The sequence below is a fragment of the Janthinobacterium sp. PSPC1-1 genome, assembly GCF_049897625.1.
In the GTDB taxonomy this organism is placed as follows: domain Bacteria; phylum Pseudomonadota; class Gammaproteobacteria; order Burkholderiales; family Burkholderiaceae_D; genus Janthinobacterium; species Janthinobacterium tructae.
This window is the reverse complement of sequence record NZ_JAFCWP010000002.1, coordinates 140,417-155,741: the sequence shown is the minus strand read 5'-3', so window position 1 is coordinate 155,741 and position 15,325 is coordinate 140,417. Positions and strand designations below refer to the sequence as shown.

Annotated in this window: 16 protein-coding genes; 3 read left to right on the top strand and 13 right to left on the bottom strand. The window is 59.6% G+C overall.

Features of this window, described 5'->3' with window-relative positions:
• Positions 1 to 11: 11 nt before the first annotated feature.
• The 11 genes from atpG to mnmG form a co-directional block, all read right to left on the bottom strand.
• Complete coding sequence (gene atpG, locus ACP7EG_RS08210; protein WP_071080006.1) at positions 12 to 887, bottom strand: F0F1 ATP synthase subunit gamma; 876 nt, start codon at positions 885 to 887, stop codon at positions 12 to 14.
• Positions 888 to 949: 62 nt separating this feature from the next.
• On the bottom strand, positions 950 to 2,491 hold the full coding sequence (atpA, locus tag ACP7EG_RS08205; protein WP_096232956.1) for a F0F1 ATP synthase subunit alpha: 1,542 nt from the start codon (positions 2,489 to 2,491) through the stop codon (positions 950 to 952).
• A 78-nt stretch (positions 2,492 to 2,569) separates the two neighbouring features.
• Positions 2,570 to 3,115 carry a F0F1 ATP synthase subunit delta gene (locus ACP7EG_RS08200; RefSeq protein WP_010393786.1) on the bottom strand — a complete coding sequence of 182 codons (546 nt, stop codon included), beginning with the start codon at positions 3,113 to 3,115 and terminating at the stop codon, positions 2,570 to 2,572.
• Between the two features lie 2 nt (positions 3,116 to 3,117).
• Positions 3,118 to 3,588: a F0F1 ATP synthase subunit B gene (locus ACP7EG_RS08195; protein WP_034752697.1), complete on the bottom strand. Its 471-nt coding sequence runs from the start codon at positions 3,586 to 3,588 to the stop codon at positions 3,118 to 3,120.
• Between the two features lie 43 nt (positions 3,589 to 3,631).
• Positions 3,632 to 3,910 (bottom strand): F0F1 ATP synthase subunit C, encoded by a 279-nt coding sequence (gene atpE, locus ACP7EG_RS08190; protein WP_071080009.1) that lies wholly within the window; start codon positions 3,908 to 3,910, stop codon positions 3,632 to 3,634.
• A gap of 59 nt (positions 3,911 to 3,969) precedes the next feature.
• Positions 3,970 to 4,779 carry a F0F1 ATP synthase subunit A gene (gene atpB, locus ACP7EG_RS08185; protein ID WP_071080010.1) on the bottom strand — a complete coding sequence of 270 codons (810 nt, stop codon included), beginning with the start codon at positions 4,777 to 4,779 and terminating at the stop codon, positions 3,970 to 3,972.
• A gap of 51 nt (positions 4,780 to 4,830) precedes the next feature.
• A complete protein-coding gene (locus ACP7EG_RS08180) occupies positions 4,831 to 5,199 on the bottom strand; it encodes an ATP synthase subunit I (protein WP_071080011.1) in 369 nt (122 codons plus the stop codon).
• 270 nt (positions 5,200 to 5,469) lie between these two features.
• Positions 5,470 to 6,354 (bottom strand): ParB/RepB/Spo0J family partition protein, encoded by an 885-nt coding sequence (locus ACP7EG_RS08175; RefSeq protein ID WP_426087250.1) that lies wholly within the window; start codon positions 6,352 to 6,354, stop codon positions 5,470 to 5,472.
• A 65-nt stretch (positions 6,355 to 6,419) separates the two neighbouring features.
• Complete coding sequence (locus ACP7EG_RS08170; protein ID WP_096232943.1) at positions 6,420 to 7,190, bottom strand: ParA family protein; 771 nt, start codon at positions 7,188 to 7,190, stop codon at positions 6,420 to 6,422.
• Between the two features lie 168 nt (positions 7,191 to 7,358).
• Positions 7,359 to 8,003, bottom strand: a complete 645-nt coding sequence (gene rsmG / locus ACP7EG_RS08165) for a 16S rRNA (guanine(527)-N(7))-methyltransferase RsmG (RefSeq protein WP_426087249.1) — start codon at positions 8,001 to 8,003, stop codon at positions 7,359 to 7,361.
• Positions 8,000 to 9,937, bottom strand: coding sequence for a tRNA uridine-5-carboxymethylaminomethyl(34) synthesis enzyme MnmG (gene mnmG / locus ACP7EG_RS08160; RefSeq protein ID WP_426087248.1), 1,938 nt, complete (start codon positions 9,935 to 9,937; stop codon positions 8,000 to 8,002). Before mnmG ends, rsmG begins: the two co-directional genes overlap by 4 nt.
• A 318-nt stretch (positions 9,938 to 10,255) precedes the next feature.
• On the opposite strand from mnmG, the gene sugE reads away from it, so the two are divergent.
• The 3 genes from sugE to ACP7EG_RS08145 all read left to right on the top strand — a co-directional run bounded on the left by sugE (position 10,256) and on the right by ACP7EG_RS08145 (position 12,190).
• Complete coding sequence (gene sugE / locus ACP7EG_RS08155; RefSeq protein WP_426087247.1) at positions 10,256 to 10,576, top strand: quaternary ammonium compound efflux SMR transporter SugE; 321 nt, start codon at positions 10,256 to 10,258, stop codon at positions 10,574 to 10,576.
• Between the two features lie 11 nt (positions 10,577 to 10,587).
• Positions 10,588 to 10,947 carry an NADH-quinone oxidoreductase subunit A gene (locus ACP7EG_RS08150; protein WP_426087246.1) on the top strand — a complete coding sequence of 120 codons (360 nt, stop codon included), beginning with the start codon at positions 10,588 to 10,590 and terminating at the stop codon, positions 10,945 to 10,947.
• 85 nt (positions 10,948 to 11,032) lie between these two features.
• Positions 11,033 to 12,190, top strand: coding sequence for an iron-containing alcohol dehydrogenase (locus tag ACP7EG_RS08145; RefSeq protein WP_426087245.1), 1,158 nt, complete (start codon positions 11,033 to 11,035; stop codon positions 12,188 to 12,190).
• Between the two features lie 3 nt (positions 12,191 to 12,193).
• On the opposite strand, the gene ACP7EG_RS08140 is transcribed toward ACP7EG_RS08145, so the two are convergent.
• Together ACP7EG_RS08140 and ACP7EG_RS08135 are read right to left on the bottom strand one after the other, a co-directional pair.
• Complete coding sequence (locus ACP7EG_RS08140; RefSeq protein WP_426087631.1) at positions 12,194 to 14,254, bottom strand: 3-hydroxybutyrate oligomer hydrolase family protein; 2,061 nt, start codon at positions 14,252 to 14,254, stop codon at positions 12,194 to 12,196.
• Between the two features lie 82 nt (positions 14,255 to 14,336).
• Entirely contained in the window at positions 14,337 to 15,317 is a 981-nt protein-coding gene (locus ACP7EG_RS08135) for a branched-chain amino acid ABC transporter permease (RefSeq protein WP_426087244.1), read from the bottom strand.
• Between the last annotated feature and the right edge of the window lie 8 nt (positions 15,318 to 15,325).

The following is a 15,325-nucleotide window of genomic DNA, read 5'->3' as shown; positions in this document are numbered from 1 at the left end:
GTTAAATTCGTTTAAACCGCAGCCGCACCGGCGACGATTTCGGAGAGTTCTTTGGTAATCGCAGCTTGGCGGGTCTTGTTGTAGATCAGCTTCAGTTCGCCGATCACACTACCCGCGTTGTCGCTTGCAGCTTTCATCGCGACCATCCGTGCCGATTGCTCGGACGCCAGATTCTCCGCGACTGCCTGGTACACCAGCGCTTCTACATAGCGCTCCAGCAATTCGTCGATGATGCTTTGCGCATCCGGCTCGTAGATGTAATCCCACGAGTGTGCGCTCTTGTCGGCGACCATCTTGTCAGCCGTCAGGGGCAGCAACTGTTCGACCACTGGTTCCTGCTTCATCGTGTTGATGAATTTGGTGTAGCACAGGTACACTGCGTCGAGCTTGCCTGCCTGGAACTCTTCGAGCATGACCTTGACGGGTCCGATCAATTTGTCCAGGTGGGGCGTATCACCAGTTTGAATGGCAGAAGCGACGATCTTGACGCCGATGCGATTCAAAAAACCCAAACCCTTGTTACCGATGGCAACTGCTTCAATCCGGTTGCCAGCTGTTTCCAGCTCGCGCGACTTCGACGTCACCTGGCGCAGGATGTTGGTGTTCATGCCGCCGCACAGACCCTTGTCGGTCGTGACAACGATGAAACCCACTGCCTTCGCTTGCGTACCCTGGGCAACTGCCAGGAACGGGTGCGTGTATTCCGGATTGGCATTCGCCAGATTGGCGGCGATATTCCGAATCTTGTCACTATAGGGACGAGCGGCCCGCATCCGGTCTTGCGCCTTGCGCATTTTGGACGCGGCGACCATTTCCATCGCCTTGGTGATCTTCTTCGTATTCTCTACGCTCTTGATCTTGCCTCGTATCTCTTTGCTTGATGCCATGAGTCCTTACTCCTTCTGCGCGTAGGGCGGCGCCTCACTCGAGGTGGGCGCCGCCTGGCCGCTTAATATGCGCCGGATTTCTTGAAATCAGCAATGGCCGCCGACAGAGTTGCTTCGCTGTCTTTGTCGAGTTGCTTGGTTTCTTCGATCTTGGCCAGCAGAGCAGCTTGCTTGGTCTTCATGTAAGCGTGGACACCAGCTTCGAACGACAGCACTTGCTTGACTGGCACGTCGTCCATGAAGCCTTTGTTCACCGAGAACAGCGATACGGCCATCAGCGAGATCGACAGTGGCGAGTACTGGGCTTGCTTGAGCAATTCCGTCACGCGGGCACCACGGTCCAGCTGCTTGCGGGTCGACTCGTCCAGGTCGGATGCGAACTGCGCAAACGCAGCCAATTCACGGTACTGCGCCAAGTCGGTACGGATACCGCCGGACAGGTTTTTGATGACCTTGGTCTGGGCGGCGCCACCGACGCGCGATACGGAAATACCGGCGTTAATTGCAGGACGGATACCGGCGTTGAACAGCGAGGTTTCCAGGAAGATCTGACCGTCGGTAATCGAAATCACGTTGGTTGGAACGAATGCGGACACGTCGCCAGCTTGCGTTTCAATGATCGGCAGTGCCGTCAGGGAACCGGTCTTGCCTTTGACGGCGCCGTCGGTGAACTTCTCGACGTAGGCGGCATTCACGCGTGCTGCGCGTTCCAGCAGGCGGCTGTGCAGGTAGAACACGTCGCCTGGGTACGCTTCGCGACCTGGTGGACGGCGCAGCAGCAGCGAGATTTGACGGTATGCAACAGCTTGTTTGGACAGATCATCGTAGACGATCAGTGCATCTTCACCGCGGTCACGGAAGTATTCGCCCATGGCGCAACCGGAGTACGGCGAGATGTATTGCATGGCGGCCGATTCCGAAGCGGAAGCGGCGACAACGATGGTGTATTCCATCGCGCCGTGCTGTTCCAGCGAGCGCACGATGTTCTTGATCGACGAGGCTTTTTGGCCAATCGCGACGTAGATACATTTCATGCCCTGGCCTTTTTGATTGATGATCGCATCAATCGCCACAGCCGACTTGCCGGTTTGACGGTCGCCGATGATCAGTTCGCGCTGGCCGCGGCCAACTGGAACCATCGCATCGATCGACTTCAGGCCGGTTTGCATTGGTTGCGAAACGGACTCACGGGCGATCACGCCCGGAGCGATTTTTTCAATCGCGGCCGTCAGTTTCGTGTCGATGGCGCCTTTGCCGTCGATTGGCTGACCCAGCGCGTTGACAACGCGACCGAGCAGCTCAGGACCAATTGGCACTTCCAGAATGCGGCCGGTGCATTTCACCGTGTCGCCTTCGGAGATGTGCTCGTAGGCACCCAGAATCACGGAACCGACGGAGTCGCGTTCCAGATTCATTGCCAGGCCAAACGTGTTGCCTGGGAATTCCAGCATCTCGCCTTGCATCACGTCCGACAAACCGTGGATGCGGCAGATACCGTCGGCGACGGAAATAACCGTGCCTTGATTACGCACTTCAGCGCCGCCATCAAGACCTTGGATCCGGCTCTTGATCAACTCGCTGATTTCAGATGGGTTGAGTTGCATACTAACTCCTAAAAGTGTTTCTCTCAGCTTGCGCGAGGGGTAAGGGTCTGTCTTAGCTGGCCTGCCGAAGCGCGTGTCTTACGACACCAATGCAGCGTGCAGTTGCTGCAGCTTGGCGCGCACCGAGGTATCGAGCACTTGGTCGCCAACAACCACGCGCACGCCGCCGAGCAGCGATGGATCCACTGTGACGGCAGGGTTGAGCTTACGACTGAATTTCTTTTCCAGCGTTGCGACCAGCTCGGCCGTTTGGCCTTCGCTCAGATCGAAAGCGCTCGTGATCTCGGCGTCAGCCGCACCTTCCAGACCATTTTTCAAGGTATGGAATTGCGCGCCGATTTCCGGCAGCAGGCTGATGCGGCCATTTTCGATCAACAACGTGACGAAGTTTTTGACTTCTTCATTGAGCGGCGATTTCAACAACGACAGGATGGTGGCGGCGACGTCGCTTTCCGAAACTTTCGGATTGCGCGCGTACGCCTGTACCTCGGGGTGGCTACCGATCTGTGCCAGTTCGGACACCAGTTCGGACCACGCCGCGAGGTTGCTTGACTCCTTACCAGCTTGGGCTACGCGGAACAAAGCTTCCGCGTAGGGACGGGCGACGGTTGCGAGTTCTGCCATGATTACAGCTCGACAGCAAGACGCTGCAACATTTCGGCGTGAGCCGTAGCGTTGACTTCACGCTTCAAGATCTGCTCGGCACCCTTGACAGCCAGGTCAGCCACCTGAGCGCGCAATTGTTCGCGTGCTTTCGACAGTTGCTGTTCGGCGTCCGACTGGGCTTGCGCAATGATACGCGCAGCTTCAGCTTGTGCATTTTGCTTGATCTCTTCAGCAACCAGCTGCGCGCGCTTTTCAGCGTCCGCAACGCGTTGCGACGCTTCTTCACGTGCACTGTTCAATGCCTCTTGCGCACGCTTTTCAGCGACAGCCATCGAAGCCTGACCTTGATCGGCCGCAGCCAATCCATCCGCGATTCGTTTGGCACGCTCATCCAGCGCATTATTCAGCGCTGGAAATACGAACTTCATCGAGAACCAGACCAACACCGCGAAGGTGATCATCTGGCCGATGAGCGACATATTGATGTCCATACCTTTGCTCCTAACTAAAAGTTTCTCCTAGGGTTGGAGCGAATTACTGAGCAACAGCCGTCAGAGCGGACAGGAACGGGTTAGCGAACGTGTACAGCAGAGCGATACCAACGCCGATCATCGAGATAGCATCCAGCAGACCAGCGATAACGAACAGTTTGGTTTGCAGTTGTGGCATCAGTTCTGGTTGACGTGCCGAAGCTTCCAGGAATTTGCCACCCAGAATAGCGAAGCCCAGAGCGGTGCCGATTGCGGCCAGGCCGATGATGATTGCTGCTGCCAGAACGGTCATGCTTTGTACTTGTGCGATCAGAGCTTGCATAAAATTCTCCTAAATTTAAAAACGAAAGATACTAAAAAAACAAAATATAAAGTTGCTGATTAATGTTTCTCAACCGCAAGGCTCAGATACACAACCGTCAACGCCATAAACACAAAAGCTTGCAAAGTTACAATCAAGATATGGAAAATTGCCCATGGACCACCCAACGCCCACTGTGCCCACCAAGGCAACAACGCGATCAAGATGAAAATCAGCTCGCCGGCATACATATTGCCGAACAGTCGCAGCGACAGGGAGATCAGTTTTGCAACCAACTCAACCATTTGCAGCAAGAAATTAACTGGTGCCAACAAGATCGTGCCGATGATGCCACTTGCATGGAAAGGCGCGGTAAACAATTCCTTGATCCAGCCGCCCAGGCCCTTGGCCTTGACGGAAAACGCGATAATGCACAGAACGACCGAGAACGACATCGCAAAAGTATGGTTCACGTCGGCGGTCGGCACCACGCGCAGCTTGTGCACGCCAAACCAGCTCAACACTGTCGGCAGCAGGTCAACCGGCAGGAAGTCCATTGCGTTCAACAACCAGACCCAGACAAAAATAGTGATGGCCAGCGGCGCGATGATCTTGCTTTTTGCGTGGAAGGCCCCATTAATAGTCTCATTGACCATTTCCATGATCATTTCGACGAAGTTTTGCAGTTTGCCAGGAACACCGGCCGTCGCGCGGCGCGAAGCCATGTAGAAAACGGCAAGGAAAACAAAGCCCATGATGGCAGACACCCAGAATGTGTCCAGGTTGAAGGCGCCATCGGCGCTTTTCAAGTGGGCCAAATGGTGGCTGATGTATTCTGTGGCGTTGGCCGGGGCAGCATGGCCCGCTTCAATAGCGTGTTCTGTGGTCATAATGAATTTAGATTTGTCGTTTCAGAGCACAACAGGCCCCAAAACCAATGATTAAACAGCGAGCAATGAAAACCAGTATGCTAAGGTTGCCACCGCGAAACCCAAGATCAGCCATAACCAGGCGGCCGACTGAAACAACACCAGTGCCAATATAAACAGCACCGCTGTAAGAAATATTTTCACCATTTCCGCACGCAAGTGCGCGCGAAAAGCTTTTTTGGCGTCGCTACTACCGCGAACCACCAGCAAGGCATACGCCAGACTGCCAGCGACGGCGATCGCACCGCCGCATGCGGCGGACCAGCCTCTCACACTACCACCGAAAAACACGGTGAGCGTGGCAAAGCTGATCACGATTGCTAGCTGCAAGGCAACTACTTTGTAGACTGGCTTGGCAATACTTTGTTGTGAATCACTCAATTGCCAAGTTCCCAGAAAAATCTACACACGCAAAGACACGGGATTATAGTTGGCTTTGATCTATAGAGTCAAACGTTGCTGCACCGCAGCAGGGCGATTGCGGCGTGAAACTGACGCTTTACCGACTATTCGCCGCCATTTGCACCACTATATGGCAAAGTCGCTTGTCTGGCCGCTTCCAGCCGTGTTATCAAGGAATCACGTGGTGCATCTGGAAAGCATGGCCGGATTGTCCACACCCACACTCCCCATATCTTTGCAGCTTGCTATTTAACCACGCAAGCGGGTCAACAAACCATCGAGCACGTCAAGATCGGCAAAATCGATCACTAATTGGCCACGGCCTTTGTTGCCCATTTTGAACACCACGGGCGTGGCCAGCGCATCGGACAACTCTTCTTCCAGGCGCGCGATGTCGCCGGACTTTTCCTTTTGCCGTGGCTCGACGGGGTTGGCCGCTTCTTCGACCGTGCGGGTGACGAGCTTTTCCGTTTCGCGCACCGACAGGCGCTTGGCCACCACCTGGTTGGCCAAGTTGATCTGGCTGGCCGCATCGACGGCCAGCAAGGCGCGCGCATGGCCCATGTCGATATCGCCGGCCATCAGCATGGTCTGCACGGGACTGGCCAGGTTCATCAGACGCAGCAGGTTTGACACCGCGCTGCGCGAACGTCCCAGTGCCGTGGCCGCTTGCTCATGCGTGAAATTGAAGTCGGCGATCAGGCGGTGGATGCCCTGCGCCTCTTCCAGGGGATTCAAGTCTTCGCGCTGGATGTTCTCGATCAGCGCCATGGCCGCGGCGGCCAGGTCGTCCACATCGCGCACCAGCACCGGCACTTCCGTCAGGCCGGCCAGTTGCGAGGCGCGGAAACGGCGCTCACCGGCGATGATTTCATATTTGACAAGTCCGCTCAAGGTATCTTGCCCGATCGGGCGCACCAGGATCGGCTGCATCAGTCCTTGCGCCTTGATCGAGGCGGCCAGTTCATTCAGGGCCCCTTCGTCCATGCGCGTGCGCGGCTGGTATTTGCCGGCTTGCATTTGCGACACGGGCAAGCTGGAGGGTTGATGCGTGTCCGGGCTGGCGAAGTCGCCGCCGCCACCCAGGAGGGCGTCGAGTCCGCGACCCAGTCCTTTTAATTTTTTCGTAGCCATGCTGTCCTAATCGTGTTTTCAGAGTAAGCGCTCACATCATTCCTTGCGAGTCGCTCGCCCTTTGTTTACATATGTTTGATGCGCTCGACCATCTCGGCGCCGAAGGCGATATATGCCTGGGCGCCTTTCGAGCTGGGGTCGAAGGTCACGCCGGGCAGGCCGTACGATGGCGCTTCGGCCAGGCGCACATTGCGCGGGATGATGGTCTTGAAGACCTTGTCGCCGAAGTGCTGTTCCAGTTGGGCCGACACTTGTTGCGATAATGTCATGCGCGGATCGAACATCACGCGCAAGAGACCAATGATCTTCAAATCCGGGTTCAGGTTGGCATGCACCTTCTTGATGGTGTTGACCAGGTCGGACAAGCCTTCCAGCGCGTAGTACTCGCACTGCATCGGGATGATCACGCCATGCGCGGCGCACAGGCCGTTCAAGGTCAGCATCGATAATGCCGGCGGGCAATCAACCAGGATGAAGTCGTATTCGCTGTCCACTTCGGCCAGCGCATCCTTCAGGCGGCGTTCGCGGTTGTCCAGTTCGACCATCTCCACTTCCGCGCCGGCCAGTTCGCGGTTCGACGGCAGGACATCGAAACGCCCCGCTTCCGAACGCTGGCGTGCCGTTTTGACATCGGACTCGCCCAGCATGACTTCATAGGTCGACGCCTTCAGGCCGGCCTTGTTGATGCCGGCCCCCATGGTCGCATTGCCTTGCGGGTCGAGGTCGACCAGCAGCACACGCTGGTTCAACTTGGCCAGACCGGCGGAGAGGTTGACGCTTGTTGTGGTTTTACCAACACCACCCTTTTGATTTGCTACACAAAAAATTTTGGCCATGTATCTTCTAGTTGTAAAGAGATGCAAACTTCATCGTGCGCCCCGGCATCCGGCCGAAACGATTTATATTATTTATTTCATTTATACGATATAAATCGTTTATACGGTTTATATCATTTATACCGTATAAACTGTTTATATGATTTATACCGTTTAATCTTCTGGCCTTTAAATTCTTACTATAAAGACCAGATGACGCTCTGCATTTAGCCCTGGTACCTGGATTGCCTGTAATTGCGTCACTTGCCAGTCTGCTGGCAGTCGCTCGCGCTCGTCTGGCGGTGCCACCCCTTTCAAGGCGATGAATTGCCCGCCCTCGGCCAGCACGTGGTGCGACCAGTTGACGAAGTCGGACAGGTCGGCAAAGGCGCGCGAGGTGATCACATCGAATTTCTGCGCCACTTCCAGCTGTTCCACCCGCTTGGTGTACACGGTGACGTTGGCGAGCCCCAGTTCCGCCTTCACTTGCGTCAGAAAGGCCGTCTTTTTGTGCACCGTGTCGATCATCGACACCTTCACGTCGGGCCGCGCGATGGCCAAGACCATGCCCGGCAAGCCGCCACCGGCGCCCACGTCGAGCACGTTTTTGGCATCCGCGAACGCGGGCACGGCCGCCAGCGAATCGAGCACGTGCAAGGTCAGCATCTGCAGGGGATCGCGCACCGACGTCAGGTTGTACACGCTATTCCATTTGGCCAGCAAGGCCAGGTAATCGAGCAGTTTTTCCGTCTGATCCGCGCTCAGGTCCAACCCCAGCGCGGCGATGCCTTCATTCAAAATGGGGGCCAGTGCGGCCCGGTCAAACTGCTTCATTCAACAACCTCGTCCTTTAAAGTGGTGGTCTGCGCGGCACCGAAGCCGCGCTTTTTCAAATGCACCAGCAGCAGCGAAATCGCCGCTGGCGTCACGCCGGAAATGCGCGAGGCCTGGCCCAGGGTTTCCGGGCGCTGCTTGTCGAGTTTTTGCCGCACTTCGACCGACAGCGCGCCGATGTCCAGGTAATTAAAACCGGCCGGCAAGGCCAGGTTTTCATAGTGCTCGTGGCGCTCGATTTCCTTGCTCTGGCGCTCGATGTAGCCCGCATATTTGAGCTGGATTTCCACCTGCTCGCGCACGGCGGGGTCTTCCACGCCGGGGCCGGCCAGGGCCTGGCCTTCGATGCCCGTCATGCTCATCAGCGTGTCGTAGGCGACATTCGGGCGGCACAGCAAGTCCGCCAGCGAATACTCGCGCTCGATGGCCTGGCCAACGATGCGTTCCGATTCGGCGGCCGCCAGGATGCGCGGATTGACCCACGTGGAACGCAGGCGCTGCAGTTCCAGCGCCACCGCTTCGCGCTTGGTCTCGAAGGCTTGCCATTGGGCGTCGCCCACGCAGCCGAGGGTGCGGCCGATTTCCGTCAGGCGCATGTCGGCATTGTCTTCGCGCAGGCTCAAGCGGTACTCGGCGCGACTGGTGAACATGCGGTACGGTTCCTGCACGCCCTGGGTGATCAGGTCGTCGACCAGCACGCCCAGATACGCCTCGGAGCGGCCCGGTACCCAGGCTTCCTTGTCCTGCGTCAGCAGGGCCGCATTCAGGCCCGCCAGCATGCCTTGCGCGGCCGCTTCTTCGTAGCCCGTGGTGCCGTTGATCTGGCCGGCGAAGAACAGGCCCGCCACGGCCTTGGTTTCCAGCGAGGCTTTCAAGCCGCGCGGGTCGAAATAGTCGTATTCAATGGCGTAGCCGGGGCGCAGGATGTGGGCGTTTTCCATGCCCTTCATCGATTGCACCAGGGCGATCTGCACGTCGAATGGCAGGCTGGTGGAGATGCCGTTCGGATAGAACTCATGCGTCGTCAAGCCTTCCGGCTCGAGGAAGATCTGATGCGATTCCTTGCCCGCGAAGCGGTGGATCTTGTCTTCGATGGAGGGGCAATAGCGGGGACCCACGCCCTCGATGACGCCCGTGTACATGGGGCTGCGGTCGAGGCCGGCGCGGATGATGTCGTGCGTCTGGCTATTCGTATGCGTGACCCAGCACGGCACCTGGCGCGGGTGCATGGCCGTGTTGCCCATCACCGAGAAGACGGGCACGGGATCGAGGTCGCCCGGCTGTTCTTGCATCACGGAAAAGTCGATCGTGCGGCCATCGATGCGCGGCGGCGTGCCCGTTTTCAAGCGGCCCTGCGGCAGCTTCAATTCCTTCAAACGGGCGGACAGCGAAATGGCTGGCGGGTCGCCGGCGCGGCCGGCCGAGTAATTATTCAAGCCCACGTGGATCTTGCCGTCGAGGAAAGTGCCGGCCGTCAGCACCACGGCGCGCGACAGGAACTTCAGGCCGATCTGCGTCACGGCACCGATGACCCGGTCGCCTTCGACGATCAGGTCATCCACCGCTTGCTGGAACAGCCACAAATTCGGCTGGTTTTCCAGGCGCGTACGGATGGCGGCCTTGTATAAAATACGGTCGGCCTGGGCGCGCGTGGCGCGGACTGCCGGGCCTTTCGAGGAGTTCAGGATGCGGAACTGGATGCCGGACTCGTCGGTGGCAATCGCCATCGCGCCGCCCATGGCATCGACCTCCTTGACCAGGTGGCCCTTGCCGATGCCACCGATGGAGGGGTTGCACGACATCTGGCCCAGTGTCTCAATATTATGCGTGAGCAATAGCGTCTTCTGCCCCATGCGGGCGGAAGCGAGGGCCGCCTCGGTACCGGCGTGACCACCACCGACAACGATGACGTCGAATTCTGTAGGAAATAACATGATAAATAGGTAACAGTGCAAGTAAAAATGCGGGAAGAGAGCTCCGATTATAGAGTCTTTTTGCGAGCGCAACCTTCCTCGGGCCAATTTTTGCTTAATTTTTACTCAGCAGTGACAAGGAAGCAGTGATTTCTGTTTCACGTGGAACACTCCATGGGCTCGCGAGGGGGCTGCGGTGACCGCCAATGTTTGCTACAATTGCCGCATCGTCCGCAACACCGTGGTCACGCCAGTGCCCATAGCGACGATCATCCAGGAGGACGGCCTCCCCCATCATGGGAACACACCGGGACGGCCCGCTCTGTATAAGGAGCCGCCATGGCCTGGATACTTTTACTCATTGCCGGCATGTTGGAAGTCGTGTGGGCATACTCGATGAAACTCTCCGAGGGTTTCACCAGAATCACCCCTTCCGTCATTACCATCGTCATGATGATCGCCAGCTTCGGCTTGCTGTCGATTGCCATGCGCACCCTGCCCCTGGGCACGGCCTACACCATCTGGACGGGCATCGGCGCCGTCGGCGCCTTCATCGTTGGCATCGTCTTTCTGGGCGAACAACTCAGCACCATGCGCGTGTGCGCCGCCGTCCTCATCGTGTGCGGCATCGTACTGATGAAGCTGTCTTCCAGCCATTGAGAGGAATCCCCATGCTCCTCGAAAACTATTTTCCCGTCCTGCTGTTCATTCTGATCGGCATCCTGGTCGGCATCGTGCCCATGCTGCTGGGGCGCGTGCTCGGTCCACACAAACCCGATCCACAAAAACTGTCCCCGTACGAATGTGGCTTCGAGGCGTTCGGCGACGCGCGCATGAAGTTCGACATCCGCTTCTACCTGGTCGCCATCCTCTTCATCCTGTTCGATATCGAGGTGATCTTCCTGATGCCGTGGGCGGCCAACGTGAACGAACTCGGACTGCCCGGCTTCTGGGCCGTCATGGGTTTTCTGAGCGTACTGACCATCGGCCTGGCGTATGAATGGAAACGCGGCGCGCTGGAGTGGGAGTAAGCCCCGCTTCTGGTTCCACGTGAAACATGCGCACGGCGGGAAAGCGGAGTAAGCTTGGCTTCTATCCTCACTGTCAGGAGTCTGCATGTCCGCCTTCCAGTTCCGTACCGTGCCCCATCTGATCGTTGAACCAGGCGCCGCCGCCCAACTGGGCGCGCACATCGCCCAGCACTTCCCGACCGTGCGCCGCGCCCTGCTCGTCACCGACACGGGCTTCCTGCGTACGGGCCTGGCCGATGTTCCCCTGCACAGCTTGCAGGAGGCGGGGATCGAAGCGCACGTCTTTTCCGACGTGCAAGCCGATCCCCCCGAAGCGATCGTGCTGGCCGGCGTGGCCCAGGCGCAGATGTTTCACGTGGAACTGATTATCGGCCTCGGTGGCGGCAGCTCGCTGGATGTGGCCAAGCTGATTGCCGTGCTGGCGCCGGGCCACCAGGAACTGACGCAACTGTATGGCATCGGCAATGTGCACGGCCAGCGCCTGCCTCTGGTGCAATTGCCGACCACGGCCGGCACGGGTTCGGAAGTGACGCACATCGCCATCGTCACCACGGGCGCCACCAGCAAGATGGGCGTGGTCGCGCCGCAACTGTATGCGGACCTGGCCATCCTCGACGCCAACCTGACCCTGGGCTTGCCGCCCGCCGTGACGGCCGCCACCGGCATCGATGCCATGGTGCATGCGATCGAAGCGTACACCAGCCGCCTGCTGAAAAATCCCTTGTCCGACATGCTGGCCACCCAGGCGCTGTCACTGCTATCCAGCAACCTGCTCATGGCCTGCCGCGATGGCAGCAACTTGCCGGCGCGCCAGGCCATGCTGCTGGGCGCCATGCTGGCCGGCCAGGCGTTTGCCAATGCACCGGTGGCCGCCGTGCACGCGCTCGCCTATCCCATCGGTGGTTTGTTCCACGTGCCACATGGCCTGTCCAATGCGCTGGTGCTGCCGCACGTGTTGCGTTTCAATCTGTCCCATGCGGCACCCCTGTATGCGCAACTGGCGGCCGTCTTGCAACCCGGCATCGTGGGCAGCGAGGAAGCGCGGGCCGTGGCCCTGATCGACGCCATGCAGGCGCTGGCGCGCGCCACGGGTATCGCGCGCACCCTGCGCGAGGTGGGCATCGCGGCCAGCGACCTGGACCGGCTGGCCGACGACGCCATGCTGCAGACGCGATTGCTGGGCAACAATCCGCGCGTCGTCACACGCGAGGATGCCCGCGCCATCTATGCGGCAGCGCTATGAGACTCAGTCGGGCACATCCACCACCGTCCCCGTCACACTGATCGCATTGCCTGCCGCTGGCGTCGACGCTATCGCCGGCAGGTTGAGATTCGTGATCAAGGTTGACGCATCGGCGCGCGTCACCGTGCGCACCACCTGCGAGGGCGGCAAGGCTTGCTTGGCAGACAAATGCGCATACATGGCGTCGAGCGCCCGGTTCAGGTACACGTGTAGCGGCACGATCAGGGTCGGCAAGGCGCTGCTGAAGGAATCGAAGTGGTTGGCATGGGTCACCTCGATATAGCGCAGCTTGCTATTGCTCCCTTCCACGGCGGCGTTCAGGCCAAGATAGGCGCGCGAAGCGTGATTGACGGGAATCAGGGTATCGCTGCGGCCGTGCACGATGATGGCCGGCTTGCCGTTCAGTTTGCCGCTGGCAGCCACTTCGGCCATGCCTGCCCGCACGCGCGCGCTCTGCCCCGCCAGGGTGCCCTGCAAATTGGCGCCGCTGACGGCGTCGCGCCCCGTCGCCAGGCTGCGCAGGCAAAGGAAGCCATCGAGCGACTGGTCCGCCAGACTGTTTGACGGCGACACGCCGGCCGTGTAGACCCTGGCGCCACCTACGCTGTTCTCGTACACGACACTGCCGAGGATGCCGTTTTGCGCGGCAAAGCTGGCCGCCTTTTGCGCCGAGGTGAACGCGATGGGGTTGCCGCTGCCATCGGTCTGCGCAAACGTGAAACCGCAGACCTTGTCCGTCACGGAGAATTTCCCATAGGCATACGCGTACGTGACGGCCACCAGGATATTCGTGCCCGCGTGCGCGGCCTGCAGCGGGTCGGAGTCAGGCAACCAGCCATATGCGCGCAAGCGCTGCTTCGCGTCCGCCTGCTGCGCCGCCAGATCCGCGCCGTTCAACAAGCCCTTGCTGACAAGCGCCGTACAGCGTCCCGCATTGCCGGCCACGGACGCGATGCACGGCTGGTACAGGGCCGCATAGGTGGCGTAGTCAAACAGCGAGCGCCCCGGTGCGTTCACTACCACCCCGCCCTGGCGCACGCTGTAGGCCGTGGACGGCTGCGGTTGCACCTGCGGCTCGCTGGCCGCCACGCCGCTGATCAAGCCCTGCGTATCCTGTTCCGCCGCCAGCAGGGCCGAGCCGGCGCCGTTGGAAATACTGGAGGCAATCGTGATGGTGTTCTTCGGCGTCAGCCGCACGATGCGCGCACTGCCATCGCGGGCCAGCACGCCATAGCGCTCGTTCAAAACGTAATACGCCATCTCGACCGCCTGCAAGGTCACCTTGCCCCAGTCCTTCTCGGGGTTCTGCTGCGAGTGCGCGTGCTTGAAGGCGATACGGTTCGGATTGGCACTAGCCCAGGCCAGCCTGTCGGCGTCGCTCAAGTCCGGCGCGAAGAGCGCGTTCTTGCCGGCGGTCACCCTGCCCGCGCGCACGCCGTTCTGCAGATTGACGCTGTCGTCCTCGAACACATACAGGCCCGTGCCGGAACCCTTGTCCGCATATGCCACGGCGCAGCCCTTCTTCAAGCCCCATTCGCCGGAGCTGCCGATGGCGCCATAGATGCCGCGCGAGCCGCTCGACGTGCCCGTGACGATGCAGGCGCGGTCCGGGTCGAAGCTGGCCGGCACCTGCACCATCAAGGTGACATTCTTCTTGCCCGTGCCATCGTCGGCATAGGCGATGTATTCGCTGCCCGCCACCAGGCCCTCGCCCGTGCCGACATTACCGCCGGCATCGACATTCGGTCCGTACAGGGTGCCGTAGCCGCTGTTGGCGGCAATGTCGAGCACGGCGCGGTAGTTGGCGTAGATCGCATTGCGGCGCAGTTCGAGCGGCGTCGGCTGTTCGGGATTCGCATACGCGGGTGCGGCGCCCGCCAGGCCCGTCTTGCCCAGGCCGGCAGTCAGCAGATCGTTCGTCTTGCCGTCGTAGTCGGCGCGCGTGATGCTGCCCAGGTAGCCGGGCATCTGGTTCAGTTCTTCCGGTGCATGGTTGCTGCCGCAGGCTGCCAACGCCAGCAAGGTGCACAGGCTCATGCCGGTGCCCGCGCGCGTGATCGTCATTTGCATGGTGGTTCTCTCCGTTGAGGTAACAGTGGACGCACAATGAAAAACGCCGGACGAATCGTCCGGCGTTGCTTGAAAATCAGACAGTGGCCTTGGCGGCCCTGCCGCCGAAGCGCGCGATGGCTTCGCCGACAATGCCGCGCCGGAACAGCAGCACGCAGATGACGAAAATCACCCCCGTGACCATGCCCACCGATTCGCCCAGAGTGCCGAACCACTCGATGCCCGTGTGCGTGGCCAGATAGGTGCCAACATCGCCCAGCTTGTTTTCCAGCGCGATGATCAGCACGGCGCCAAGGATGGGACCGGCCATGGTACCCATGCCGCCCACCAAGGTCATCAGCACGACCAGGCCGGACATGCCCCAGTACACATCGGTGAGTGTTTCAAAGCCCAGCACCAGGGTCTTGGTGGCGCCGGCCAGGGCGGCCAGCGAAGCGGACAGCACGATGGCCATCAGCTTGTACTTGTTGACGTCGTAACCGAGCGAGATGGCGCGCGGTTCGTTTTCCTTGATCGCCTTGAGGACCTGGCCGAACGGCGAGTGGATGGTGCGTACGATCAGGGCGAAGCCGGCGATGAAGATGGCCAGCACGAAGTAATACAGTACGGTGTCATTGCCCAGATCTATCATGCCCAACAAGGTTCCACGTGGAACACCCTGCAAGCCATCCTCGCCGCCTGTAAAGGGCAGGCGCAAGGCCAGGAAATACACCATCTGCGCCAGCGCCAGGGTGATCATCGTAAAGTAAATGCCCTGGCGGCGGATCGCCAGGCCGCCAATCACCAGGCCCAGCAAGGCGCCCGTAGCGACGCCGGCCAGCAAGCCCAGTTCCGTTGGCCAGCCCCAGGTGCGCAGCGCGTAGCCGGTGACATAGCCGGCGCCGCCAAAGAAGGCCGCATGGCCGAACGACAGCAAGCCCGTGTAGCCGATCAGCAAATTGAACGCGCAGGCAAACAGGGCAAAGCACAGCAGCTTCATCAGGAAGACGGGATAGCCGTAAAACGGGGCCGCCAACGCCAGCAGCAAGGCAATGGCGTAGCCTACATTCTTATTCATCGTGGTAG